At 75.7% G+C, this 23977-nt stretch carries 26 protein-coding genes; 20 read left to right on the top strand and 6 right to left on the bottom strand.

Annotated features, from left to right (window positions below):
• The first annotated feature begins 40 nt into the window (after nt 1-40).
• The 7 genes from KJP73_RS11060 to dtd all read left to right on the top strand — a co-directional run bounded on the left by KJP73_RS11060 (nt 41) and on the right by dtd (nt 5657).
• Complete coding sequence (locus KJP73_RS11060) at nt 41-541, top strand: DUF4395 domain-containing protein (RefSeq protein ID WP_213282912.1); 501 nt, start codon at nt 41-43, stop codon at nt 539-541.
• A 292-nt stretch (nt 542-833) separates the two neighbouring features.
• Nucleotides 834-1424 (top strand): FABP family protein, encoded by a 591-nt coding sequence (locus KJP73_RS11055; protein ID WP_213282911.1) that lies wholly within the window; start codon nt 834-836, stop codon nt 1422-1424.
• 1 nt (nt 1425) lies between these two features.
• Entirely contained in the window at nt 1426-2622 is a 1197-nt protein-coding gene (locus KJP73_RS11050) for a YgfZ/GcvT domain-containing protein (RefSeq protein ID WP_213282910.1), read from the top strand.
• A gap of 41 nt (nt 2623-2663) precedes the next feature.
• Nucleotides 2664-3746: an FUSC family protein gene (locus KJP73_RS11045; RefSeq protein WP_249669311.1), complete on the top strand. Its 1083-nt coding sequence runs from the start codon at nt 2664-2666 to the stop codon at nt 3744-3746.
• Between the two features lie 26 nt (nt 3747-3772).
• On the top strand, nt 3773-4114 hold the full coding sequence (locus tag KJP73_RS11040; RefSeq protein ID WP_249669310.1) for a DUF2516 family protein: 342 nt from the start codon (nt 3773-3775) through the stop codon (nt 4112-4114).
• A gap of 80 nt (nt 4115-4194) precedes the next feature.
• Nucleotides 4195-5220 carry an asparaginase gene (locus tag KJP73_RS11035; RefSeq protein WP_213282918.1) on the top strand — a complete coding sequence of 342 codons (1026 nt, stop codon included), beginning with the start codon at nt 4195-4197 and terminating at the stop codon, nt 5218-5220.
• Nucleotides 5217-5657 carry a D-aminoacyl-tRNA deacylase gene (gene dtd, locus KJP73_RS11030; RefSeq protein ID WP_213282908.1) on the top strand — a complete coding sequence of 147 codons (441 nt, stop codon included), beginning with the start codon at nt 5217-5219 and terminating at the stop codon, nt 5655-5657. The genes KJP73_RS11035 and dtd overlap by 4 nt, the downstream gene beginning before the upstream one ends.
• Nucleotides 5658-5685: 28 nt before the next feature.
• On the opposite strand, the gene KJP73_RS11025 is transcribed toward dtd, so the two are convergent.
• Nucleotides 5686-6168 carry a GNAT family N-acetyltransferase gene (locus KJP73_RS11025; protein WP_213282907.1) on the bottom strand — a complete coding sequence of 161 codons (483 nt, stop codon included), beginning with the start codon at nt 6166-6168 and terminating at the stop codon, nt 5686-5688.
• A gap of 75 nt (nt 6169-6243) precedes the next feature.
• A complete protein-coding gene (locus KJP73_RS11020) occupies nt 6244-6435 on the bottom strand; it encodes a hypothetical protein (RefSeq protein WP_213282906.1) in 192 nt (63 codons plus the stop codon).
• Between the two features lie 74 nt (nt 6436-6509).
• Here KJP73_RS11020 and KJP73_RS11015 point away from each other — a divergent pair, with 74 nt between their 5' ends.
• On the top strand, nt 6510-7040 hold the full coding sequence (locus KJP73_RS11015) for an O-acetyl-ADP-ribose deacetylase (protein ID WP_213282905.1): 531 nt from the start codon (nt 6510-6512) through the stop codon (nt 7038-7040).
• Between the two features lie 27 nt (nt 7041-7067).
• Here KJP73_RS11015 and KJP73_RS11010 read toward each other — a convergent pair whose 3' ends face one another.
• On the bottom strand, nt 7068-8225 hold the full coding sequence (locus tag KJP73_RS11010; protein WP_213282904.1) for a pyridoxal phosphate-dependent aminotransferase: 1158 nt from the start codon (nt 8223-8225) through the stop codon (nt 7068-7070).
• A 68-nt stretch (nt 8226-8293) separates the two neighbouring features.
• Between KJP73_RS11010 and KJP73_RS11005 the strand changes: the two genes are divergently transcribed.
• Nucleotides 8294-8650 (top strand): TraR/DksA family transcriptional regulator, encoded by a 357-nt coding sequence (locus KJP73_RS11005; RefSeq protein WP_213282903.1) that lies wholly within the window; start codon nt 8294-8296, stop codon nt 8648-8650.
• Nucleotides 8651-8699: 49 nt separating this feature from the next.
• Here the strand turns inward: KJP73_RS11005 and KJP73_RS11000 are convergent, their stop codons facing one another.
• Nucleotides 8700-10208: an MFS transporter gene (locus KJP73_RS11000; protein ID WP_213282902.1), complete on the bottom strand. Its 1509-nt coding sequence runs from the start codon at nt 10206-10208 to the stop codon at nt 8700-8702.
• Nucleotides 10209-10352: 144 nt separating this feature from the next.
• Here KJP73_RS11000 and KJP73_RS10995 point away from each other — a divergent pair, with 144 nt between their 5' ends.
• The 9 genes from KJP73_RS10995 (at nt 10353) to KJP73_RS10955 (ending at nt 18346) form a co-directional block, all read left to right on the top strand.
• On the top strand, nt 10353-11255 hold the full coding sequence (locus tag KJP73_RS10995) for a helix-turn-helix transcriptional regulator (protein ID WP_213282901.1): 903 nt from the start codon (nt 10353-10355) through the stop codon (nt 11253-11255).
• A gap of 27 nt (nt 11256-11282) precedes the next feature.
• On the top strand, nt 11283-12152 hold the full coding sequence (locus KJP73_RS10990) for an SDR family NAD(P)-dependent oxidoreductase (RefSeq protein WP_213282900.1): 870 nt from the start codon (nt 11283-11285) through the stop codon (nt 12150-12152).
• Between the two features lie 10 nt (nt 12153-12162).
• Nucleotides 12163-12819, top strand: a complete 657-nt coding sequence (locus KJP73_RS10985; RefSeq protein ID WP_213282899.1) for a TetR/AcrR family transcriptional regulator — start codon at nt 12163-12165, stop codon at nt 12817-12819.
• A complete protein-coding gene (locus tag KJP73_RS10980; protein WP_213282898.1) occupies nt 12809-13594 on the top strand; it encodes a hypothetical protein in 786 nt (261 codons plus the stop codon). Before KJP73_RS10985 ends, KJP73_RS10980 begins: the two co-directional genes overlap by 11 nt.
• On the top strand, nt 13591-14868 hold the full coding sequence (locus KJP73_RS10975; RefSeq protein WP_213282897.1) for an aminotransferase class III-fold pyridoxal phosphate-dependent enzyme: 1278 nt from the start codon (nt 13591-13593) through the stop codon (nt 14866-14868). The genes KJP73_RS10980 and KJP73_RS10975 overlap by 4 nt, the downstream gene beginning before the upstream one ends.
• A gap of 60 nt (nt 14869-14928) precedes the next feature.
• A complete protein-coding gene (locus tag KJP73_RS10970; RefSeq protein WP_213282896.1) occupies nt 14929-16197 on the top strand; it encodes an MFS transporter in 1269 nt (422 codons plus the stop codon).
• Nucleotides 16198-16255: 58 nt separating this feature from the next.
• Nucleotides 16256-16735, top strand: coding sequence for a VOC family protein (locus KJP73_RS10965; protein ID WP_213282895.1), 480 nt, complete (start codon nt 16256-16258; stop codon nt 16733-16735).
• 131 nt (nt 16736-16866) lie between these two features.
• Complete coding sequence (locus KJP73_RS10960; protein WP_213282917.1) at nt 16867-17832, top strand: DMT family transporter; 966 nt, start codon at nt 16867-16869, stop codon at nt 17830-17832.
• Between the two features lie 4 nt (nt 17833-17836).
• The gene (locus KJP73_RS10955; RefSeq protein ID WP_249669309.1) at nt 17837-18346 is read left to right on the top strand and encodes an acyl-CoA thioesterase; all 510 of its coding nucleotides are present in this window, start codon (nt 17837-17839) and stop codon (nt 18344-18346) included.
• Nucleotides 18347-18356: 10 nt separating this feature from the next.
• Here KJP73_RS10955 and KJP73_RS10950 read toward each other — a convergent pair whose 3' ends face one another.
• Nucleotides 18357-19226 carry a Cof-type HAD-IIB family hydrolase gene (locus KJP73_RS10950; RefSeq protein WP_249669308.1) on the bottom strand — a complete coding sequence of 290 codons (870 nt, stop codon included), beginning with the start codon at nt 19224-19226 and terminating at the stop codon, nt 18357-18359.
• 232 nt (nt 19227-19458) lie between these two features.
• Between KJP73_RS10950 and KJP73_RS10945 the strand changes: the two genes are divergently transcribed.
• A complete protein-coding gene (locus KJP73_RS10945; RefSeq protein ID WP_213282894.1) occupies nt 19459-20265 on the top strand; it encodes a hypothetical protein in 807 nt (268 codons plus the stop codon).
• 94 nt (nt 20266-20359) lie between these two features.
• On the opposite strand, the gene KJP73_RS10940 is transcribed toward KJP73_RS10945, so the two are convergent.
• Complete coding sequence (locus KJP73_RS10940) at nt 20360-21388, bottom strand: LacI family DNA-binding transcriptional regulator (protein ID WP_213282893.1); 1029 nt, start codon at nt 21386-21388, stop codon at nt 20360-20362.
• Between the two features lie 182 nt (nt 21389-21570).
• Between KJP73_RS10940 and KJP73_RS10935 the strand changes: the two genes are divergently transcribed.
• A complete protein-coding gene (locus tag KJP73_RS10935; protein ID WP_213282892.1) occupies nt 21571-23835 on the top strand; it encodes a family 78 glycoside hydrolase catalytic domain in 2265 nt (754 codons plus the stop codon).
• Nucleotides 23836-23977: the final 142 nt, after the last annotated feature.

Below are 23977 nucleotides of genomic sequence, written 5' to 3'. Positions count from 1 at the left end.
TCCTCGCCCCACCCGCCCGCGTCCCCCGTGGAGGACCGCCATGAGCACCTCGCCCGGCACCACCCCCGCCGGCACCACCCCCGCCGGCACCACCCCGCTGCGACCCGCCGGGGCCCCGGCGGGCATCGACCCGCGCGGCCCGCGGTTCGGCGCCGCCGTCACCGCCGTCCTGCTGGTCGTCGTGCTGCTGCTGCCCGGCACCGCGGGGACGGTCGCGCTCGCCGTCGTCGCCGCGCTGTTCGCGCTCGGGGCGGCCCGCGGCGCCCAGGGGACGGTGCAGGGCCTGCTGTTCCGCGCGCTCGTGCGCCCCCGCCTGGCCCCGCCGACCGAGCTCGAGGACCCGCGCCCGCCACGGTTCGCCCAGCTCGTCGGGCTCGTCATCACCGGGGCGGGCGTGCTGCTGGCGCTCCTCGGCGTCGGCGCGGCGGTCCCGGTCGCGGCGGCCCTCGCGCTGGTCGCGGCGGTGCTGAACGCGGTGTTCGGCCTGTGCCTCGGCTGCGAGCTGTACCTCCTCGGCGCCCGCCTCCGCCGCCCGGCCTGACCCGCGCGCCCCTCCCGCCGCCGGCGCGCACGGACTGCGCCCGCTGCCCGGGACCGCGCCCTCTGCAGCGGGCGCAGTCCCCGCTACGGGGCGCAGTCCGTGCCCCCGACGGGCCCGGTCCGGGCGGGCCGGGAAGGCGCACGGGGTTTCCGTCGTTAGGATCGGTGCATGCAGGCACTCGAGATCGTGTTCATCGGTCTGCTCGTCGCTGCGACGATCACGATCGGCTGGTTCGCATTCTTCGTGGTCTACCGGCTGTTCAAGGGACAGCGCTGAGGAAGAAGGGCATCGGATGGCGTTCACCCTCCCTGAGGGCCTCGCGCCCGAGATGTACCCGCTGGCCTGGCTCGTCGGCCGGTGGCACGGCGAGGGCGTCGTCGGGTACCCGGGCATCGAGGAGACGGCGTTCACGCAGGACGTGGTGATCGACCACGACGGCGGGCCCTATCTCTCCTACACGTCGACCATCCGGCTCGTCGAGGCGCCGGACGACGCGTCCGCGCTCGCCGACGCCGACGGCACCCCGGCGCAGGAGCCGGTCCCCGACGCGGCCGACGACGGCGCCGTGTGGGCCACCGAGCAGGGCTACTGGCGAGTCCCGCCGGACCGGCCCGAGGGCCTCGGCTCGGACCTGCACCCCGTCGAGCTGCTGCTCGCCGACCCCTCCGGGCACGTCGCCGTGTACGTGGGGGCGACGGGCAACGGCCGCATCGACCTGGTGAGCGACCTCATCGCCCGCACCGCCACCGGCGCGGAGGTCACCGCCGGCAAGCGCCTGTACGGCCTCGTGCAGGGCGAGCTCATGTGGGCGCACGACCTCGCCGCGTTCGGCCACGAGCTGCAGTCGTACGCGTCGGCGCGCCTCAGCCGCGTGGTGGAGTGACGTGACCGCCGAGGCCGCCACCCCGAGCACGGAGCCCGAGGCCCCGGGGCCCGTCGAGCCCCGGCACCGCAGTCCCCTGCTCGCCCGGCACGGCGCGGTCGCCGCGTCGGGTCCGGACGCGGGGGTGGCGTGGCACTACGGCGACCCCACCGCGGAGCAGCGCGCGCTGACCCGCGGCGGCGGCGTCGTCGACCAGTCGCACCTCGGCGTCGTCCGGGTCACCGGCCCCGACCGGTTGTCGTGGCTGCACTCGATCACGTCGCAGCAGCTGACGGACCTGCCGCCGCGGACGTCCACCGAGACGCTGGTGCTCAGCCCGCAGGGGCACGTCGAGCACGCCGCGGCCGTGGTGGACGACGGCGAGGCGACCTGGCTCATCACGGAGACCGCGCCGGCGCTCGCGGCGTGGCTGGACCGGATGCGGTTCATGCTGCGCGTCGAGGTCGCGGACGTCACGGACGACTGGGCCGCGATCGGCGAGCCGGTCGGCGCCGAGGGCACGGCCGACGAGCCGGTGACCTGGCGCGACCCGTGGCCCCGGACGCTGCCCGGCGGCACCCGGTACGGCCTGCCCGACGACCAGCACCCCGGTGCCGACCGCGTCTGGCGGCTCGTGCTGGTGCCCCGCGCGGGCCTGGTGGACGCCGTGCGGGCGCGCGAGGCCGCGGGCTGGCCGCTGGTCGGCACGTGGGCGAGCGAGGCCGTCCGCGTCGAGGCGTGGCGCCCGCGGTTCGGCCGCGAGGTCGACCACCGGACCATCCCGCACGAGCTGGACTGGCTGCGGACGGCCGTGCACCTGGACAAGGGCTGCTACCGCGGCCAGGAGACGGTCGCCCGGGTGCACAACCTCGGCCGGCCGCCGCGCCGCCTGGTCCTGCTGCACCTCGACGGGTCCGGGCACCTGCTGCCCGAGCCCGGCGCCGCGGTGCGCGACCTCGGGGACCTGCTGACGACCGGGGAGCCGGGCCGCGAGATCGGCCGGGTGACGAGCCTCGTCCGGCACCACGAGCTCGGGCCGGTCGCGCTCGCGGTGGTCAAGCGCTCCGCGCCGGTGGACGTCGACGTGGTCGTGGACTGCGACGGCGGTGCGATCACCGCCGGGCAGGAGACCGTGGTCCCGGGGGACGGCGTCTCCGCCGACCGCCCCGCCGCGCACGGGCCGCTGACGCGCGGCCTCGGCGGCCACCCGATGCTGTGACGGGAGCGGCCACCTCGCCGTCGACGCGCGGGCCGTCGTCGGTGCGCGTGCAGGTCGGCGCCCGCGCGCGCCAGGGCTGGTCGCGGGTCCGCACCGCGTTCGTGCCGGTCCTGCAGGCCGTCGTCGCCGCCGGTGTCGCGTACGCCATCGGGTACTACGTGCTCGGGCACAGCGCGCCGTTCTTCGCGCCGGTCAGCGCGTGGATCGCCCTCGGGTTCACCGCCGATCGGGACCTGCGCCGGGTGGCCGAGCTCGCGGTGGGCGTGGCGCTGGGCGTCGCGCTCGGCGACCTCGTCGTGCACGGCATCGGCACGGGACCGTGGCAGGTCGGCCTCGTGCTGGGGGTCTCCGCGCTGATCGCCCGGTTCCTCGACCGGGGCCCGATGCTCACCACCCAGGCGGGGGTGCAGGCCATCGTCATCGTCGGGCTGCCCGCGGTCAGCGCCTCGGGCGGCCCCGTCGGGCGGTGGACGGACGCGCTCGTCGGCGGCCTGGTCGCGCTCGCCGTCGCCGCGCTGACCCCCAGCGACCCGCGCCGGCGCCCGCGCGCCCAGGGCCGGGCCGCCGTGGAGGAGCTGGCCGGGATGCTGCGGCTGCTGGCCCGGGGCCTGCGGTCGCGCTCCTCGCACGACGTCCAGGACGCGCTGATCCGCGGGCGCGCCTCGCAGCCGGCGCTCGACGAGTGGCGGGACGCGGCGTCGGCCGCGCGGGACCTCGGCCGGGTGTCGCCCCGCGCGCGCCGGCACCGCACGGAGCTCGCGTGGGTCGGGCAGGCGGCCGTCCGGGTGGACCGGGCCGTCCGCAACGCCCGGGTGCTGGCGCGCCGGTCGCTGGCCACGGTCGAGGCCGAGCAGCCCCACGACCTCGGACCGGTCGCGGACGCCGTCGACCGCGTGGCGCTGGCCGCGGACGCCCTGGCGTCGGCCCTCGGCAGCGGCACCGAGCCCCTGCGGTCGCGGGAGGAGCTGCTGGCGCTCGCCGCGGAGCTCGACCCGTTCACGCTCACGCGCGACGACTGGCAGGCGCAGAGCCTCGTGCTGCTGCTGCGGTCGCTCGTGGTCGACCTGCTGGAGGCCAGCGGCGTCGACGGCCGCACGGCGCGCGAGGCGCTCCCCGAGATCTGAGCCGCGGCGCCCCGTAGGCTCGGCGCGTGATCTTCGCCTCCGCGCAGCAGCTCCTGCTGCTGGCCTTCAGCCTCGTCATCCTCGGCCTGGGTGTGTGGGCGCTCGTCGACGCCCTGCGCCGGCCCGCGACCGCGTTCTCCGCGGCGGGCAAGCAGACCAAGCAGATCTGGACGATCATCCTCGTCATCGCGGTGGTCTTGGCGTTCCTCGCCGTCCCGCCGCCGCTGGGCATCGGCGGGGTGCCGATGTTCCTCGACCTGCTCAGCGCGGTCGCGGCGATCGTCTACCTGGTGGACGTGCGCCCCGCCATCGGCCCGCACTCGCGCCGCCGCGGCCGCGGCACCGGCCCGTCCCGCGGCGGGTGGTGAGCGTGCCCGGCATCCGTCCCGGCGGCCCGGACGTGGCCGAGCGCCTGCACGGCACGCCGGGTGCGGCGGCGGTCGTCGCGGTGTCGGGCGCCCGGTCCGGTGACGTCGCGTCCGCCGCCGTGCCGCTGGCGCGCGTGGTCCGCGGCGAGCTCGTGGAGTCGGTGCACCTCGGCCACCTCGTGGTCCTGGGCCCGGAGGGCGACGTCCGGCTGGCGCTCGGCGACCCGGAGGTCACGGTGCTGGCGCGGTCGTCGCTCAAGCCGCTCCAGGCCGTCGGGATGCTGCGCGCCGGCGTCGAGCTCGACGGGCCGCACCTGGCGCTCGCCTGCGCGAGCCACGACGGCACGCCCGAGCACCTGCGGGTGGTCCGGGAGACGCTGCTGGCCGCGGGCCTGGACGAGTCGGCGCTCGACAACACCCCCGACCTGCCGCTCGACCCGGACGCCGCGTTCGCGTGGCGGCAGGACGGCCACGGCCCCGAGCCCGTCGCCCAGAACTGCTCCGGCAAGCACGCGGCGATGCTGGCCACCTGCGTCGCGCACGCCGACGAGCCGGGCTGGGGCCCCGACGGCTACCTCGACGCCGAGCACCCGGTGCAGGTCGCCTGCCGCGCCGCGATCGAGGAGCTCACCGGGCAGCAGGCCTGGCACACCACCGTCGACGGCTGCGGCGCCCCGCTGTTCTCGACCACGCTCATCGGGCTCGCCCGGGCGTTCGCGCGGATCGCGTCGGCGCCCGTCGAGGACCCGGGGACGCCGCCGGCCCTGGTCGCCGCGGCCATGTCCGGCCACCCCGAGCTCGTGGGCGGCGCGACGCGTGACGTCACGCGGGCGATGCGCGCGGTCCCCGGCCTGGTCGCGAAGGACGGCGCCGACGGCGTCTACGCGGCCGCGCTCCGGGACGGGTCCGCCGTCGCGTTCAAGGTCACGGACGGCGGTGGCCGGCCGCGGCCCGCCGTCCTCGCCGCCGCGCTGCGGGTCGCCGGTGCGGCGGACGTGCCGGGCGTGGACGTCGCGGCGCTCGACGCGCTCGGGACGACGCCGGTGCTCGGGCACGGCGAGCCGGTCGGTGCGGTCGTCCCGGCGTTCGGCGGGCCCGCGGCGTGAGGGCCGTGGTCCAGCGGGCCAGCCGCGCGTCGGTGACGGTGGACGGCCAGGTCGTCGGGTCGTTCGACGGCCAGGGCCTCGTGGTCCTCGTCGGCGTCACGCCGGGTGACGGCCCGGCGCAGGTCCAGCACCTCGCCCGGAAGATCGCGGAGCTGCGGATCCTGCGCGACGAGCGGTCGGCGGTCGACGTCGGTGCGCCGGTCCTCGTGGTCAGCCAGTTCACGCTCTACGGCGACACGCGCAAGGGCCGTCGTCCCACGTGGAACGCCGCGGCGCCGGGCCCCGTCGCCGAGCCGCTGGTCGACGCGGTGGTCGCCGACCTGCGGGCGCGGGGGCTGACCGTGGCGACCGGGGTGTTCGGGGCCGACATGGCCGTCGAGCTGGTGAACGACGGGCCCGTGACGCTGCTGCTGGAGTCGGCGCCCGACCCGGCCTGAGCCGCGAGAGCGGGCGCCTGCCGAGCGGTCAGCCGAGCCGCAGGACCAGCCGCTCCTCCACCTGGGAGGGGTCGCGGGGCAGCGCGTGCCGCTCGTTGGTCCGCTCGAAGCCCGCGCGGACGACCAGGTCGCCCGCGGCGTGGTTGCCGTCCACGACCCACAGGGACACCGTCGCGGCGCCCTCCGCCCGGGCGGCCTCCTTCACGGCGTCGAGGAGCGCCCAGCCGAGGCCGCGCCGGCGCACCTCCGGGGCGACCCAGAGCTGCACGACGTGCCGGTCGGAGGTCGGCGACCCCGGCTCCTGGATCATCCCGACCAGGCCGCGGGGCGTGCCCTCGTCGTCGACGACCCACGTCGCGGCGCCCCGGACGCGCATCCGCCAGTGCGGCTCGGCGAACATCTCCTCACGCGCGAGCGACGAGCCGAACACGCCGGGGTCCTCGCGCAGCGCGCGCAGGCGGACGTCCCGGACGACCTCCCAGTCGTCCTCCTGCACCCGCCGGATCTGCACGCCGACAGCATGCCCCACCCCGGCGCGCGCGGCGCTGCGGCGGCGCGGCGTGCCGCGGGGGTGAACCGCCGCCGCTCAGGGGTGCAGGCGCGCCTCGTCCGCGCCGCCGAGCTCCGGCTCGCCGTGGCCGGCGGGATCCGGGACCGCTCGCGCGACGTCGGCGACCTCCTCCTCCGGGCGCGGCGGCACGGTCTCGTCGTACTCGAGCTCCGGGACGTCCTCGCGGCCGTCGTGCACGGGCGCGTCGGAGGGGATGGGTTCGGTCACGGTGTCCTCCCGGGTGGGTCGTCGTCGCTGCTCACGGTAGGGCGGCCCGGGCGCGTCCGCGCGACGATGGCCCCATGCAGATCGAGGCCGTGCAGTCGGACATCACCACCGAGCGGGTCGACGCCGTGATCAACGCCGCGAACTCCTCGCTCCTGGGCGGTGGGGGCGTCGACGGCGCCCTGCACGCCGCGGCGGGACCCGACCTGCTCGCCGAGTGCCGCGAGCTGCGGCGCACGACGCTCCCCGACGGCCTGCCCACCGGGGAGGCCGTCGCCACCGGCGCGGGCCGGCTCGCCGCGCGCTGGGTGATCCACACCGTGGGGCCGGACGCGCGCGCCGGGCAGACCGACCCCGCGCTGCTGCGGTCGTGCTTCACGCGGTCGCTCGACGTCGCCGCGGAGGTCGGCGCCCGCAGCGTCGCGTTCCCGGCGGTGAGCGCCGGCGTCTACGGCTGGCCGGCGCGGGAGGTGGCGCGGGTCGCGACGGACGCCGTGCGGGGCTGGGCAGCGGCGCACGCGGACGCCGACCCGGTCGACCTCGTGCGGTTCGTGCTGTTCTCGCCCGCGGTGCTGGCGGAGTTCGAGGCGGCCCTCGCTCAGCACTGAGCCGCCCGGGAGCGGTCCCGGGCGCGGTCAGCCGGCCGCGGGGACCGTCCGCGCCGGCAGCCGGGACAGCCCGGCCCGCAGGTCCGCGGCGCTCGCCGTCAGGGAGATGCGCACCCAGCCCTCACCGGCCGGCCCGAACGCGGACCCGGGCGCCAGCGCGACCCCCTCCGTCCGCACGAGGTCCTCCACCCACGCCGCGACGTCCCCGCCGGAGGCGTGCGACACGTCCGCCCAGAGGTAGATGCCCCCGGTCGCCGGCAGCCACGGGATGCCGCGCGCGTCGAGGATGCCGGTCGCGAGGTCCCGGTGCTCCCGGTACGTCCGCCGGGCCGCCGCCACCGCGTCCTGCGGGCCGGTCAGCGCCGCCAGAGCCGCGTACTGGGCGGGGGTGTTCACGCAGGACACGACCGACTCCTGCAGCGTCGGCATCAGCGGCGCCATCCGGTCCGGCACCACCAGCACGCCCACCCGGAACCCGGTCATCGCGTGGGTCTTCGAGAACGTGTGCAGCGTCAGCACGCGGCCGTCGGTGTCGAACCGCGCGGCCGGCACGTGCGGAACGTCGTAGGTGAAGGCGGCGTAGCACTCGTCGGACAGCACCCACAGGTCGTGCCGGCGGGCGACGTCCAGCAGCGCCGCGACCAGGTCCTCCGGCAGGCTCGTGCCCAGGGGGTTGGACGGGGAGTTCAGCAGCAGCACCCGCGTGCGGTCGGTGATCGCCGCCTCGACGACCGCCGGGTCCGGCAGGAACCCGTCCTCCGGGCGGAGCGCGTACGGCTGGGCCTGCGCCTGCAGCAGGTGCGTCGCCATCGTGAACGGCGGGTACCCCGGGTCGGGGACGAGCACGCCGTCGCCCGCACCGACCGTCAGGCTCAGGCCGAGGTGCAGCGCCTGCGCGCCCCCCGCGGTGACCCAGACGTTGTCCCGGCGCACCGGCAGCGCGTGCTCCGGGTCCAGCCACGCGGCGACGGCGTCGCGCAGCGGGGCGATCCCGCCGTTCGGCGTGTACCGCGTGTCGTCCCGGGCCAGCGCGTCGCGCGCGGCGTCCAGCACGTGCGGGGCGGTGGGCAGGTCCGGCTCGCCCACGCTGAGCACCACGGCACCCGGCAGGGACCACGCGAGCTCGGTGATGCGGCGGATGCCGGAGGCCGGGACGGTGCGGGCGTGGGCGGCGATCTCGGGCACCCGGGCAGGCTAGCCCCGCCGTGTGACGGCCGGATGACGCGCGCGTCCCCGCGGCGGATACTGGCTCGATGGGGCAGACGATCGACAGGGAGCGGGTCGCGGCGGTGCTGCACGAGCGCCGGCGCGAGGCCCTCGCCCGCCTCGCCGGCACCGGTGCCGAGCGCGAGGCCGTCGTCTCCGCGGCGCGCGAGTCCGTCACCGACGACGAGCACGACCCCGAGGGCTCGACCATCGCCTACGAGCGCCGCATCCTCGACGCGCTCGCTCACGACATGCGCGAGCGGATCGCCGACGTCGACGCCGCACTCAACCGGCTGGAGCGCGGCACCTACGGCACCTGCACGCGGTGCCGCCGGCCGATCCCGGCCGACCGCCTGGAGGCGCTCCCGACCGCCCGGACGTGCGTGGGGTGCGCGGGGCGCTGAGGCACGCGCCCGCGGCGGTCGGGCACCTGAGGAGCTCGTCCGACGCGCGTCACCGGCTCGTGAGGACGGGGCGCAGCGTCCGGTCGTGCGGCCGGCGTGGGAGCCACCGGCCGGCGAGCAGTCCGAGCCCGAGACAGACCAGCGCAGCGATCAGGGCGACGAGGTGGAACCCCGAGAGGAACGCCGCCTGGGCCTGCTCGTACGCGGACGAGGCGGTGCCCGGCCCGTCGGCCACCTCGGCGATGCTGGTCTCAGCACCCGGGTACCGGGCGCGGAACACGACGGTCAGGACCGAGCCCAGCAAGGCGATGCCGAGTGCGTTGCCGATCTCGTTGCTCGTCTCGGCGATCGCGCCGGCCGCGCCGGCCCGTGACTCGGGGACCGCGCCCACGGCGACGTCTGCGACGAGGCTGAACGAGATCCCGAAGCCGACGCCCGAGACCATGGTCGACGCGACGTAGAACGCGGCACCCGTCCCGATGTCCGTCAGGAGCAGGAGGGACATGCCGGTGGCGATCGAGAAGTGGCAGACGACGAGGGAGCTGCGGGCGCCGATCCGGTCGACCAGGCGGGGGGTGAGCACGCTGGACGCGGTGAGGACCACAGCGCCCGGCACGGCGAGTGCGGCCGCGGCGAGGACGGAGTACCCGAGGACGGACTGGAGGTAGGTCATGCTCAGGAAGGCCGCGGCCGACCAGACGAAGAGCGACGTGAGACCGGTGAGGATCGCGACGGCGAACACGGGCGCCCTGAACAGGCTCACGTCCAGCAGCGGCAGCTCGAGCCGTCGCTGACGGCGGACGAACGCCGTCAGCACAGCGGCGCCGACGAGCACCAGGGCTGCCGCAAGCCCGTCGAGCCCGTACGTGGCCGCGTGCTTCACGCCGTAGATCGCCAGCATCAGGCCCGCCGCCGACAGGGCCACGCTGAGGACGTCGATCCTGCCGGCGCGGGTTATGCGCACCTCGTGCAGGAGCACCGGCGCGAGGCAGAGGAAGGCGACGATGATCGGGACGTTGATCAGGAAGACCGATCCCCACCAGAAGTGGTCGAGCAGGATCCCGCCGACGATCGGGCCGAGGACGAAGCCGGCGGCGAAGGTCGCCGCGAAGATGCCGATCGCCCGTGCTCGCAGGGCGGGGTCCGTGAAGAGCTCGCTGATGACGGCGAGGCACGAGGGCAGGAGCGTCGCCCCTCCCAGACCCATCAGGGCCCGCGCGCCGATGAGGACCTCGGGCGTGGGGGCGAAGGCGCCCCACACCGAGCCGACCCCGAAGACGACAGCGCCGATGAGCAGGAGCCTCCTCCGGCCGAACCTGTCGCCCAGGTTCCCGAAGGTGATCAGCAAGGACCCGACAGCGAAGCCGTAGACGTCGAGGATCCACAGGCCCTGCGTCGCCGATGGCTCGACGGCTTCGCTGATGCTCGGCATGGCGAGGAACAGGATCGACCCGTCCATCCCGACGGCCAGCACGGGCCCGAGAGTGGCGACGAGGCCCCACCACGCTCGCGCGGGTGCGCCGCTTCTCGTGCGGTCCGGGCTGGGTGGGGAGCTCATGCTCGCCAGCGTCGACGAGCGCCGAGGGGCCGACAATGCCCGGGGACGGGATGCCCGCAGCCGGGGTGCTCCGCGTGCGGGTACACCTCGCAGGGGTACCTTCCCGTCCGTCCGGGTGTCGGGTGCGGCCCTAGCGTGGTCGGCATGAGGGGCGAGACGCTGGGCAGCTTCCTGATGTCACGGCGCTACCGGACGGATCCGCTCTCGATCGGGCTGGACCCCGGTGCGTCGCCGCGCCGGGTGCCCGGGCTGCGCCGCGAGGAGGTCGCCCGTCTGGCCGGCGTCAGCGTCGGGTACTACACGCGTATCGAGCAGGACCAGGCCGGGAGGGCGTCGTCGCAGGTGCTGGGCGCGCTCGCGTCGGTGATGCGGTTGGACGACGCCGAGCGCGCGCACCTGGACAACCTCGCGCGCTTGCCTCCCCGGTCGCGGATGGTCCGCCCCGCACCGGAGCAGCCGCACCGGAGAGTCCTCTCGCTGTTCGAGTCGTTGCACGAGAGCCTGCCCGCGGTCGTCCTGGGGCGTCGTGGCGACGTCCTCGCGTGGAACCGCTCGGGGCACGCGCTCCTCTTCGAGCACCTCCCGTTCGAGGCCACGCAGGACGTGCTCCGTCGTCCGTCCGTTCCGCGGTCCTTCTTCCTCGACCCGTCGACGCGGGCGCTCTACGACAACTGGGACGAGCTGGCCCGGACCCACGTCGCCTACCTGCGGCTGACCTCCGGGCGGTACCCGGGCGACTCGCGACTGGCGGAGCTCATCGGCGAGCTGTCGCTGAAGAGCCCGGAGTTCGCGGGGTTCTGGGCCGCAGGAGACGTCGCTGACTGCACGGTCGGGAACATGGTCCTCTCGCACCCGGCGCTCGGCGCGATGGACGTCGACTACCAGGTGTGGGTCCAGCCGGAGTCGCCCGATCACCGCCTCGAGGTCTACACACCGAACACGCCTGCGACCAGCGAGGCGCTGCGCCGCCTGCTGAACGACCTGGACGCACCCGAGCGCCGACCGGTCGGCGCTCCCGCACCACCCGCCCGGCCCACCCCCGCGTAAACCCTGCGTTACGGCTGCCCGCAGGCCATGGCGTCCGCGGCGCGCGTCCTGCGACAGTACGACTGGGTCGCCCGACCCAGTCCGTCCAGCGCCAGGAGCCCCGCCATCACCGCGCACCTCGTCCGGCCCGTCGCCGTCGTCACGGGCGCCTCGTCCGGGATCGGCGCCGAGTTCGCCCGCCGGTTCGCCGTCCGGGGGTACGACCTGGTGCTCGTCGCCCGGCGGGAGGACCGGCTCACCGGGCTCGCCGAGCGCCTGGCCGCGGACCACGGGGCCCGGTCGACCGTCCTGCCCGCCGACCTCGCTGACCCGGCGGCGCCGGGCGCCCTGGTCGCGGAGCTGCGGAGCCGGGGCGTCCTCGTCGACGCCCTGGTGAACAGCGCCGGGTTCGGCACGTACGGCGCGTTCGCCGAGGCCGACCCGGAGCGGATCGCCGCCGAGGTGCAGGTGAACGTCACCGCCCTGACGCTGCTGTCCCGGCTGCTGCTGCCGGACCTCGCGGCGTCCCGGCGGGGCATCCTCGTCAACGTCGCCAGCACCGCCGCGTACCAGCCGGGGCCGTCGTTCGCGGTGTACGCGGCGACCAAGGCGTACGTCCGGTCGCTGACCGAGGCCGTCTGGCAGGAGCACCGGGGCGGCCGGCTGCGGGTGCTGGCCCTCGCGCCCGGGCCCGCGGAGACGGAGTTCTTCGGCGTCGCGGGTTCCGAGCGGTTCCGGGTCGGGCAGGTGCTGACGGTCCCGCAGATCGTGGACGTGGCGTTCCGCGCGCTGGACCGCCGCTCCCCGCCGCCCTCGGTGGTCGCCGGGGTGCGGAACCGCGTGACCGCGACGCTCGCGGGCGTCGTGCCCCGGCGGCTCGTGCTGGCCGTCGCGGGCCGGCTCGCGGGGGGTGAGTGACGTGCCGCGGATGGCCGTGGAGGACCGGCGGCGCTCGCTGATCGACGCGGCGATCCGGGTGATCGCCCGGGACGGCGTCGCGGGCGCCACGACGCGGGCGGTCGTCGCGGAGGCTGGGATGTCCCTGGCGAGCCTGCACTACGCGTTCCCGTCCCGGGAGCACCTGATGGAGGCGGTGATCGCGGAGGTGACCGACCAGGAGCGCCGCGCCGCGGAGGCGGGCCTGCTGCCGGTCGTCCCGACCCCCGACGACGCCGAGCCGCCCGGCCTGGAGGACGTCATCCGCGACGGCCTGGAGCGGTTCGTCGACCTGGTCGCGGCGGACCCCGCGCGGGAGCAGGCGCTGCTCGAGCTGGCCCTGTACGCGATGCGGACGGGCGGCCAGCGGGCGGCACTCGTCGCGCAGTACGCGGTCTACCACGAGTCCGCCCGCGCGACGCTCGCGACGGCCGCAGTCGCGACGGGCAGCCGCTGGACCGTGCCGCTGGACCAGGCCGCCCGCGCGCTCGTCATGGTCACCGACGGGCTGACGACCGCGTGGCTCGCGGACCGCGACACGGCGGCCGCCCGGGAGACCGCGCGGTTCGCGGCCCGGGCGCTCGCGGCGCTCGCGGAACCCGTGGGCTCCGCGCCGGACCACGACCAGGAGGAGTCCCGTGCTCACTGACACCGACCCGCGCGCCGCGGCGTACGTCAACCTCTACGCGGTGCTCGGCACGCTGCCGGAGCTGGTCCGGCGCGTGCCCGAGGCCCGCGCGGTGCTGGCCGCCGACCCGCGTCCCGTGTCGCTGGCGTTCGTGGTGCGGGGCGGACCGCGCGGCGTGCTGGCGTTCTCCGGCGGGGAGGTCCGGGTGGTTCCCGACCGCGGGGTGGCGACGATCGTCCTGCCGTTCGCGAGCCCCGAGGCGTTCAACCGGGTGGTCGACGGCACCGCCCGGCCCGTGCCGGTCACCGGGTTCCACCGCGTGCCGTTCCTGCTCCGCGTGCTCGCGCCGCTGACCGAGCTGCTGGGCCGGTACCTCCGGCCGTCGGCCGAGGACCTCGCCGACCCGGCGTTCCGCGCCACGAGCACCGCGCTCACGCTGCACGTCGCGGCGGCGGCCGCCGCGCAGCTCGCGAACGAGGACCGCTCCGGGCGGTTCAGCGCCCACCTGATCCCCGACGGGGACGTCGCGCTGGAGGTCACGGGGGCCGTCGACTGGACGCTGCGGACCGCGGGCCACCGGATGACGTTCCTGCCGGAGCGCTCCCCGCGGCCGCGCGCCGCGCTGACCTTCGCGGACCTCGACACCGCCGGTGCACTGCTCGCGGGCCGGGTCAGCGCGGTCGCGTGCCTGGGCGACGGCCGGATGGCGATGCGCGGCACCGTCTCGATGGTCGACAACGTCAACCGCATCCTCGACCGCGTCGGCCACTACCTCGCAGATGGAGCCCGGGCATGACCACGACCACCCCCACCACGCCGTACACGTACGCGAAGAGCCGCGAGGCGTTCGAGCGCGCGCTGCGCGTCGTCCCGTCCGGGATCTACGGCCACCAGGGTCCCGCCGAGGGCTGCTACATCCCGACGACCGCGTTCCCGCTGTTCTCGCAGCGGGCGCAGGGCACCCGGTTCTGGGACGTCGACGGCAACGAGTACCTCGACTACATGTGCGGGTACGGCCCTAACGTCCTCGGGTACAACGACCCGGACGTCGCCGCGGCCGCCGCCGCCCAGGGCCGGCTCGAGGACGTCGTCACCCTCCCCTCCACGGTCATGATCGACTTCGCGGAGCTGCTGGTCGACACCGTCGCCAGCGCGGACTGGGCGTTCTTCGCCAAGAACGGCGGCGACACCACGACGCTGGCGGTGATGACGGCCCGCGCGGCGACCCGCCGGAAGAAGATCGTGTTCTTCGACGGCTTCTACCACGGGGTCGCGCCGTGGTCGCAGAAGCTCGACTACCCCGGCGTCCTGGAGGAGGACGTCGCCCACAACCTGTACGCGCCGTGGGACGACCTGGCGGCCCTGGAGCGGCTGCTGTCCGAGCACCGCGGCGAGGTCGCCGGCCTGATCGCCCAGCCGTACATGCACGGCAACTTCGTCGACAACCGGCTGCCGAGCCCGGGCTTCTGGCAGGGCGTCCGGCGGCTGTGCGACGAGCACGGCGTGGTGCTGATCGTCGACGACGTGCGGGCCGGCTTCCGGCTGGACCTGGCCGGGTCGGACCACCACTTCGGGTTCCGGGCCGACCTCATCTGCTTCTGCAAGGCGCTCGCCAACGGCTACAACGTGTCCGCCCTGTGCGGCCGGGAGTCGCTGAAGGACGTGGTGAGCAGCCTGTCCTACACCGGGTCCTACTGGATGAGCGCGGTGCCGTTCGCGGCCGGGATCGCCACGCTCCGCAAGCTGCAGGCCCTCGACGCCCCGGCGCTGTTCGACCGGCTCGGCACGGAGCTCACCACCGGGCTGGTCGCGGCGGCCGCCGACCACGGCCTGCACCTCGTGGCGTCCGGGGCGCCAGCGCTGTTCTACCTGCGCCTCGCCGACGACGACTCGCTGATGCTGCACCAGGAGTGGGTCGCCGAGTGCGTGCAGCGCGGGGTGTTCCTCACCTCGCACCACAACCACTTCATCAACGCCGCGCTGACGTCCGCGGACGTCGCCCGGACGGTGGAGATCGCGCACGAGGCCTTCGGGATCGTGCGGGCACGGCATCCCGAGCTCGACGGCTGACCGGCACCACCCCACCCGACGGCCCGACGACGTGCCGCCCCGAGCAGACGAGGCGCACCGATGGACGACCCGAGCGAGACCACGACCGCACCCGCCCCGAGCGCCGCACCCGAACCCGGCGGGCTTGCTGCCCTCCGCCCCCCGGCACCCGGCGGGGCGACCGTGCGGGCGCGGGTGGCCGTGTCCGCCGCCTACGCCGCCCAGGGCTTCGGCTACGCCACCGTGGTCACCGCGCTGCCGGCGTTCAAGGAGCGGCAGGGCATGGACGACGCCGCGGTGTCGCTGGTCGTGCTGCTGGTCTGCGTCGCGGCGGCGGTGGGCTCGGTCGCGGCCGAGCGCGTGGCCGCCCGGCGGGGCAGCCGCGCGGCGGTCCTGCTCGGGCTCGCCCTCCAGGCGGTCGCCCTGCCGGTCATCGCGCTGAGCGCGGCGACGGTGCCGTTCGTCGGGGGGTTCGCGGTCTACGGCGTCGGGCTGGGCATGGTGGACGCGGCGGGCGGCATCCAGGGGGTGCTCGTCCAGCGCCGGTACGGGCGGCCGGTGATGTCCGGGTTCTTCGCCTGCTACACGGCCGCGGCGGTCGCCGGCGCGCTCGTCATGTCGGCCCTGGTCGGGGGCGCCGGGGTCCCGGGCGCCGCCGGCGCGCTCGTGGTGGCCGCCGTGACGCTGGCCGGTGCGCTGGTGCTGGGCCGGGCCCGGCTGGTCGCGTCCGACCTGGCGCTCGCTGCCCCGGCCCCCGGGCCGGCCCCCGCGCCCGACCCGGCCGGGCGCGGCCCGCTGCCGGCCAGCGGCATCTGGCTGGTCGGCAGCGTCGTGCTCGCCGCCTTCGTGGCCGACTCGGCCGTCAGCACGTGGAGCACCGTCTACCTGCACGACGTGCTGCTCGCGTCCGCCGCCGTCGCGCCCCTGGGCTACGCGGCGTACCAGGCGGCGATCCTCGTCACGCGCCTCGTCGGCGACCGGCTCGTCGTCCGCACGGGCCGGGGCCCGCTCGTCGCCGCGACCGCGCTCGCCGCCACCCTCGGGCTGGTGCTGGTGGCGCTGGTGCCGAGCACCGGGGCGGCGGTCGTCGGCTTCGCGGTGGTCGGGATCGGCGTCGGGGCGCTCGTCCCGCTGGCGTTCTCCGCCGCGGGGGAGCTCGACCCGCTGCGGGTCGACGCGGTCGTCGCGCGCGTCAACCTGTTCAACTACGCCGGCGCGGTGCTCGGGGCGGTCGCGGTCGGGCTGCTCGCGGACGGGCCCGGCCTGGCGCTCGCGTTCCTGCTGCCGGCGGCGGTGGTGGCGCCCACGGTCGTCACGGCACGGCGGCTCTCCACCCAGCGCGGGCGGTGACGCGGGCGACCCCGAGCGGCACACTGGCCGGGACCGCACCGAGTCGAGGAGGCCTCCCGTGCAGACCAGCGTGCACCCGTTCCTGTGGTTCGACGACCAGGCGGAGGAGGCCGCGGCGCTGTACACGTCGCTGATCCCGCGCTCCCGCGTGACCGTGACGCGCACCTACCCCGACGGCGCGCCCGGGGGCATGGCCGGGAAGGTGATGTCGGTGTCGTTCGAGCTGGACGGCCTGCCGGTCGAGGCCCTCAACGCCGGCCCCCAGTTCCGGTTCACCGAGGCGTTCTCGTTCTACGTCTCCGTGACGACGCAGGACGAGGTCGACCGGCTGTGGGACGGGCTGATCGCCGGCGGCGGGGAGCCGTCGCAGTGCGGCTGGCTCAAGGACCCGTACGGGCTCTCGTGGCAGATCGTCCCGACGGCGCTCGACGAGCTGCTCGGCGACCCGGACCCCGCGCGGGCGCAGCGGGCGATGCAGGCGATGCTCGGCATGACCCGGCTCGACATCGCCGCCCTGCGCGCCGCCGCCGACGGCTGAGCGGCACCGGTGCGACGTCGCGAACCCGCCAGAACCGTGTCGGCGGCGGGTCGTACGCTGCCCCGGTGACCGATCAGACGCGAGGCCAGGCCGCAGGTCCGGGCGCCACGACCGTGGCCCAGTTCGTGGCCATGGGCCTGGTGTGGGGCGCGAGCTTCCTGTTCATGAAGGTGGCGCTCGACGGCACCACGCCGCTCCAGATCGTGTGGACCCGGCTGCTGCTCGGTGCCGTCGCCCTGGGCGCCGTCGTGCTCGTGACCCGCGCGCCCCTGCCGCGCAGCCGCGCCCTCTGGGGGCACTTCGCGGTGCTCGGCGTGGTCGGGTGCGCGATCCCGTTCAGCCTGTTCGCCTGGGCGGAGCAGCACGTCTCGTCCGGCGTCGCCTCGATCTACAACGCCACCACCCCGCTCATGACGGCGCTCATGGTCACGCTGGCGTTCCGCGTCGAGAAGCTGACCCGGGACCGTCTCGCCGGCGTCGCGGTCGGGCTGGCCGGTGTCGTCGTGATCATCGCGCCGTGGCAGCTCGCGTCGGGCGCCGGCTCCCTGGACGAGGCGGCCGGGCAGCTCGCGTGCCTCGGCGCGGCGCTCTGCTACGGCGTCACCTTCGCGTACCTGCGGCGGTTCGTGACGCCGCGCGGGGTGCCCGCCCTGACCACCGCGTTCCTGCAGGTCGGGTTCGGCGCCGTGGCGCTGCTCCTGCTCACGCCGGTGGTCGTGGGCTCGCCCGTGGACCCGACGCCGCAGATCGTCGGGAGCCTCGTGGTGCTCGGCGTGCTGGGCACGGGGGTCGCGTACCTGTGGAACATCAACGTGCTGCTGCGCTGGGGCCCGACGGCCGCCAGCACGGTCACGTACATCACGCCGGTCGTCGGCGTCGCGCTCGGGGTGCTGGTGCTGGACGAGCGGCTGGGGTGGCACGAGCCCGCCGGCGCCGTGCTCGTCCTGCTGGGCATCCTGCTGGCGCAGGGGCGGCTCCGGCGTCGCGGGCGCGTGCCGGCCGCCGTCGCACCCGTCGCCGCCGGTCCGGTCACCGCCGAGGCGGTGACGCAGTCACCCGGCACGGGAGCGACGACCGGCTCGCCCGACCTACGCTGAGCGGGTGACCGAGACCGCCCCGTCCCCCTCCCGCCGCGGACGCGTGACGATGCAGGTCCGGTGGTCCGACGTCGACCTGTTCGCGCACGTCAACAACGCCGCCTACCTGCGCTACCTCGACGACGCCCGGTTCGCGCTGTTCCCGTCCATGGGCGTGGACCCCGTGGGGCGCCCGACGGACTCGCTGCTGGTGGTGGTCAAGCACGAGATCGAGTACCTCGCGCCGCTGTCGTTCCGGCCCGCGCCGATCGCGGTGGACGTGTGGATCCCGCGGATCGGGCGGTCGTCGGTGGACTTCGCGTACGAGGTGGTGGACGTGCCGCAGGTCGACGACGACGACGACGCCGGCACCGCGGCCCCCGCCCCCGCGGCCGATCCCGCCGTCTACCTGCGGGCGCGTTCCCGCATGGTGCAGCTCGACCGCGAGACCCACGAGCCTCGCCCGTTCACGTCCGACGAGCGCGCGGTCTTCGAGGCCTTCCCCGGCGAGGCGCCGGTCCTGCACGGCTGGTGAGCCGCCCGGGTCACTCCGGCAGCGTCATCCCCAGGGCCGCGGCGATGGTCCGCACGACGCCGTTGCGGCTGTTCGCGGGCGCGACGTAGCGGGCGCGGGCCCGCACGTCGGGGTGGGCGTTGTCCATCGCGAACGACCAGTGCGCGGCGTCCAGCAGCCCCGTGTCGTTCAGGTAGTCGCCGAACGCCATCGTCTGCTCCGGCGTGACGCCCAGCCGCTCCTGCACCCGCCGCAGCGCGTGCCCCTTGTCGGCGTCCGGGTTCATCACGTCGAGCCAGTGCCGGCCGGACACCACCACCCGCAGCCGGTCGGCGAGGTCCGCGAACGCGGGCGCCGTGGCCTCCTCGACGGACCCGAAGTCGAACACCGCGATCTTCAGGACCACGTCGTCCACCGCCGCGAGGTCGTCCACCTGCTCGAGCCAGGCGTAGTGCCGGGCGGCGTGCTCCGCGAACGCGCCGTCGCCCCGCTCGATGTAGCCGGCGCGCTGCCCGCACAGCACCATGCCGACGTCGCCGCCGGCGGCCGCGAGATCCCGGACCCGCTGGATGACGACGGGCACCTCGTGGGCCGGCAGCGGGTCGGTGGACAGCGCCGCGCCGCCCTGGACGACGTAGGCCCCGTTCTCGGCGATGTAGACCAGGTCGCGGCCGCGCTCCCCGAACTGCTCCCGCAGGTTCGCGTACTGCCGCCCGCTCGCGGGGCAGAACGCGATGCCCCGGCGGTCCAGCTCGTCCAGCACGGGCCACAACGCGTCGGGCACGCGCCCGCGCTCGTCCAGCAGCGAGCCGTCCATGTCGGACGCGATCAGGCGGATGTCGTGGCCGGCGGGCAGCACCGGCGGGTCGAGGACGGGCGTGGTGGCGCTGAGCGAGGACACCCCGGCATTCTCGCAGGGGTGGTGCGTTGCTCCGTCCGGGTGACGTGCTCCGCCGCCGGCGCGCAGCCCACTGACGTCGCCGGTCACGTCGTCCCGAGGGGCGATACGGTCGGCACGCCGATCCGCCCCGCGCGTGGCCGGCGTCGACAGGGGGACCAGGCGGCACCGCGTGCGGAGCCGCGCGCCCGGTCGCGCCCGGCGTGCGGGGCCCACCGCTCCGAGGAGATCTCACATGCGCGTCTCGCGTGGCATCGCCGTCCTGTCCGTCACCGCCGCGGCCGTCCTGGGCCTGACCGCCTGCTCGTCCGACGCGGGCACGAAGGCGGACAAGCCCGCCGCCGAGGCGTCGTCGCCCGCCGAGGAGGTCGCCGAGGTCGAGTCGGACTTCGACCTGACGGCCGAGGACTTCGTCGCCCGCGTGACGGCCGCCTCCCAGGCCGCCGGCACCCTCACGATGCAGATGACGACCACGGCGGCGGGCACCACCACCGACGCCACGGGCGTCATCCGCTACGTCGACGGCGCCGGGCAGGAGATGAGCATGGTCACCACCGTGCCGGACGTCGGCGACGTCGAGATCCGCGTGGTCGGCGGCATGGTCTACATGAGCATGGGCGAGCTGACCGGCGGGAAGTTCATCCAGGTGGACCCGGCGGACAGCTCGAACCCGCTCGCCGCGTCGTTCCAGGGCATGTCGGGTCAGCTCGACCCGACCGGTGCCCTGTCCCAGATGGAGGGCGCCGTCGTGTCGGTCGAGAAGGCCGGCGAGCCGGAGGAGGTCGGCGGCGCGCTGGCCCAGCCCTACACGATGGTCATCGACACCGCGGCGGCCTCCGCCGCGATGTCCCCGGAGCTCGCCGGTGCGGCCTCGCTGCCGCCCCAGATGTCGTACACCTACTGGATCGACGCCGACGACCTGATGCGCCGCATGAGCGCCGAGCTGCCGAGCGGGTCGATCGACGCCACCTTCACCGGGTGGGGCGAGCCGGTCGACATCGTCGCGCCGTCGGCCGACCAGATCACCGAGATGCCCTTCTGACCTGCCCGTCAGGGCCCGGTCGCGCCGCGTGGCGCGGCCGGGCCGAGCAGGCCCGCCAGCACCGGGTCGTCGACCCGGCCGGCGCCGCCCGTCGTCACGCCGGCACGCTCGTCGACCGCACCACGAGCTCCGGCTGGAACACCACGTGCTCCCGCACCGGGTTGCCGTCGGCGTCGCGGGACAGCAGCACGTCGGCCGCGCGGTAGCCGACGTCGTGCGCCGGCTGCCGCACCGAGGTCAGGGGCGTGGCGAGCTCGGCCGCGATCTCGATGTCGTCGTACCCGACGATGGCGGTCCGCCCGAGCAGGTCGGGCCGGCGCCGGCGGATCTCCCGCTGCACGCCGATCGCGGCCAGGTCGTTGACGCAGAACACCGCGCGGGGTGCGGGGTCCTCCTCGAGCAGGGGCGCGAACGCCGCGGCCGCGCCCCCGGCGTCGAGCGAGGGGATGCGCACCTCCCGGACCACGGCGTCGGGGTCGAGGCCGTGGCGCTCCACGGCGCGGTGCAGCCCGGCGAGGCGGTCGCGGCACTGCCGGATGGAGTGCGGGCCGTTGAGCATGAGGATCTCGCGGTGCCCGAGCGACAGCAGGTGCTCGCCGGCCATCCGGCCGCCGGCGACGTCGTCCACGGCCACGGAAGACAGCGAGTCCGTCGGCGACGGCATGTCGAGCAGCACGGTGTGCACGCCCCGCGCGGCGAGTGCGAGCAGCGGGCCCAGGTCGTCGCCGGTGGGAACGACCAGCAGGCCCGACACGCCGTGCTCCTCGAACAGCCGCAGGTACCGGGCCTCGCGCTCGGGGTCGTCGTCGGAGCTGGCGAGCATGAGGGTGTGGTCCGCGAGCGCGAGCCGGTCCTCGACGCCGCGCGCGGCCTCGGTGAAGAACGGGTTCCGGATGTCGAGCACGATCGCGCCGACGGTGGTGATGGTCCCCGCGCGGAGCTGCCGCGCGGAGGCGTTCGGCACGAACGAGAGCCGCTGGATCGCGTCGAGCACCCGGTCCCGCGTCGGCTGCGCCACGCGGTCGGGTCGATTCAAGACGTTCGAGACGGTCCCGACGGAGACGCCCGCGAGCCGCGCGACGTCGCCGATCGAACTCCGACGCGTGGTCGTGGTCCTCGGCACGGGCGGTCCTTCCCGGGTGTCCGGCGTCGTCGTCGGCGACTCTCGCCCCGCTCGCAGGACCCAGGCGCAGCATAGACCGCGACGCACCGTTGTGAACCGATTCAGCGCCGTGTAGCGTGGCGCCGTCCGCCGGTCCCCCGACCGCGGGCCACCGCCGGACCGCACCGTTCGAAGGAGAACCCGTGCCCGTCGCACCCAGCACCGCCGCGTCCGTCCTGGACGCCGCCCAGCCGATCACCGCCGACGCGGACCGCGCCGCCGCCGTCGTGCTCGCGACCACCGTCCCGCTCGACCGCGACCCCTCGGAGGTCCGTGCCGCCCGGCTGGTCGCCACCGCGCACGGCGTGTACGAGGCGAGCGTCAACGGCCGCCCGGTCACCGACTCGGTGCTGAACCCCGGCTGGACCGCCTACGAGTGGCGGCTCCAGGTGCAGGCCTTCGACGTCACGGAGCTCGTGGCGTCGGGCCCCCGGGACGTCACCGTCGAGGCCCTGCTCGGGAACGGCTGGTACCGCGGCGACCTCGGCTTCGCCGGCGCGAACGCGAACTACGGGACCGACCTCGCGTTCCTCGCGGCGCTGGCCGTGACGTTCGACGACGGCGCCACGCAGACGATCGGCACCTCCCCGGGCTGGACGGGCCGGACCTCCGCGACGACCTCGGCCTCGATCTACGGCGGGCAGCGGATCGACGCGCGGCTGCGCGGCGGGGGCGAGCCGCTCGCGGTCCGGACCGCCGAGCTGGACCGCGGCACGCTGGTCGAGCAGGCCGGGCCGCTGGTCAGCCGGCACGAGGTGCTGCGGCCCGAGCGCGTCTGGACCTCGCCGTCGGGGCGCACGCTCGTCGACTTCGGCCAGAACCTCGTCGGCTGGCTCCGCGTGACAGTGACGGGGCCGGCGGGGACCGAGGTCGTCCTGCGGCACGCCGAGGTGCTGGAGGACGAGGAGCTCGGCACGCGGCCCCTGCGCGCCGCCGCGCAGACCGACACGTTCGTCCTGTCCGGCGGGACCGACGTCTTCGAGCCGACGTTCACGTTCCACGGGTTCCGGTACGCGGAGGTCACCGGCTGGCCCGGCGAGCTCGCGCCCGACGCGCTCGAGGCCGTCGTCGTGCACTCGGACATGCGCCGCACCAGCGAGTTCGCGTCCTCCGACCCGCTGGTCGACCAGCTCGTTCACAACTCGGTGTGGGGGCAGAAGGGCAACTTCCTCGACGTCCCGACGGACTGCCCGCAGCGCGACGAGCGCCTGGGCTGGACCGGCGACATCGCCGCCTACGCGGCGTCCGCGTCCTTCCAGTTCGACACGGCCGACTTCCTGCACAAGTGGCTGCTGGACGTGGAGCAGGAGGTCCGGCACTCGCCGCACGGCACCGTGCCGCACGTCGTCCCGGACGTGCTCAAGCACGGGGACATGTCCGGCGTCGAGGGGGAGGGCTTCGGGAACAACGCGACCGCGGTGTGGGGCGACGCCGCCGTCTGGGTCCCGCAGGCGCTCTGGCAGGCGTACGGGGACGTGGACCGGCTCGCCGCGCACTACCCGGGCATGGTGCTGCACCTCGAGTCGGTCGAGCGGGACCTCTCGCCGACTGGTCTCTGGGACCAGGGGTTCCAGTTCGGCGACTGGCTGGACCCGGACGCCTCGCCGCACGAGCCGTGGAACGCCAAGGCCGACAAGGGCGTCGTCGCGACGGCGTGCCTGTTCCGCAGCGCGTCGTTCGCCGCCGAGGCCGCGGCAGTCCTCGGGCGCACCGACGACGCCGCCCGCTGGACCGCGCTCGCCGAGCGCACCCGCGCCGCGTTCGTGGAGCACTACGTGGACGGCGGCCGGGTCCTGTCCGACTGCGCCACGGTCTACGCCCTCGCGATCGCGTTCGGGCTCCTCGACGAGCAGGACCGCAAGGCGGCCGCCGCCCGGCTCGCCGAGATCGTCCGGGAGTCCGGCTACCGCGTGACCACGGGCTTCGCCGGCACCCCCTTCATCACCTGGGCGCTGTCCGAGACGGGGTACGTCGACGAGGCGTACCGGCTGCTGCTGGAGAAGGAGTGCCCGTCCTGGCTGTACCCCGTCACGATGGGCGCGACGACGGTCTGGGAGCGGTGGGACTCGATGCTGCCCGACGGGACCATCAACCCCGGCGAGATGACGTCGTTCAACCACTACGCGCTCGGTGCGGTCGCCGACTGGATCTACCAGGTCGTCGCCGGCATCCGCCCCGCCGAGCCCGGCTACCGGCGCATCCGGGTCCAGCCGGTGCCCGGGCCGGGCATCGACCACGTCACCGCCGCGTACGACTCCCGCTCCGGCCGCATCGAGGTCGCGTGGCGGCGCGACGAGGCCGGCTTCACGCTCGACGTCACGGTCCCGGACGGCGTGCCGGCGGAGGTCGTCCTCCCCGACGGCCGCGTCCACGAGGTCGAGGGCGGCACCCACACCTTCACGTCCTGACGCTCATCCCCGCGTACCGGCCCGGGCCGGCCCGGGGCCGTCACGCCAGGGGCGAACACGGGACGCCTCGGACACCCCCCGCCGTTAGCATCGAACAACGCCGCCTCGTCGTGCGTGGCGCACGGGCAACAAGAGCCCGGTC

The organism is Cellulomonas hominis, assembly GCF_901521055.1.
In the GTDB taxonomy this organism is placed as follows: domain Bacteria; phylum Actinomycetota; class Actinomycetes; order Actinomycetales; family Cellulomonadaceae; genus Cellulomonas; species Cellulomonas endometrii.
The sequence above is the reverse complement of the archived record's forward strand: the minus strand, read 5'-3'. Positions and strand labels throughout refer to the sequence as shown.

What these genes read in the sequence shown, in the direction of transcription:
- KJP73_RS11015 (WP_213282905.1), top strand. Translation starts at nt 6,510, where the DNA reads ATGCAGATCGAGGCCGTGCAGTCGGACATCACCACCGAGCGGGTCGAC.
- KJP73_RS10985 (WP_213282899.1), top strand. Translation starts at nt 12,163, where the DNA reads ATGGCCGTGGAGGACCGGCGGCGCTCGCTGATCGACGCGGCGATCCGG.
- KJP73_RS11005 (WP_213282903.1), top strand. Translation starts at nt 8,294, where the DNA reads ATGGGGCAGACGATCGACAGGGAGCGGGTCGCGGCGGTGCTGCACGAG.
- KJP73_RS11055 (WP_213282911.1), top strand. Translation starts at nt 834, where the DNA reads ATGGCGTTCACCCTCCCTGAGGGCCTCGCGCCCGAGATGTACCCGCTG.
- KJP73_RS10960 (WP_213282917.1), top strand. Translation starts at nt 16,867, where the DNA reads ATGGGCCTGGTGTGGGGCGCGAGCTTCCTGTTCATGAAGGTGGCGCTC.
- KJP73_RS10990 (WP_213282900.1), top strand. Translation starts at nt 11,283, where the DNA reads ATGGCGTCCGCGGCGCGCGTCCTGCGACAGTACGACTGGGTCGCCCGA.
- KJP73_RS10945 (WP_213282894.1), top strand. Translation starts at nt 19,459, where the DNA reads ATGCGCGTCTCGCGTGGCATCGCCGTCCTGTCCGTCACCGCCGCGGCC.
- KJP73_RS10975 (WP_213282897.1), top strand. Translation starts at nt 13,591, where the DNA reads ATGACCACGACCACCCCCACCACGCCGTACACGTACGCGAAGAGCCGC.
- KJP73_RS10995 (WP_213282901.1), top strand. Translation starts at nt 10,353, where the DNA reads ATGAGGGGCGAGACGCTGGGCAGCTTCCTGATGTCACGGCGCTACCGG.
- KJP73_RS10970 (WP_213282896.1), top strand. Translation starts at nt 14,929, where the DNA reads ATGGACGACCCGAGCGAGACCACGACCGCACCCGCCCCGAGCGCCGCA.
- KJP73_RS11000 (WP_213282902.1), bottom strand. Translation starts at nt 10,208, where the DNA reads ATGAGCTCCCCACCCAGCCCGGACCGCACGAGAAGCGGCGCACCCGCG.
- KJP73_RS11060 (WP_213282912.1), top strand. Translation starts at nt 41, where the DNA reads ATGAGCACCTCGCCCGGCACCACCCCCGCCGGCACCACCCCCGCCGGC.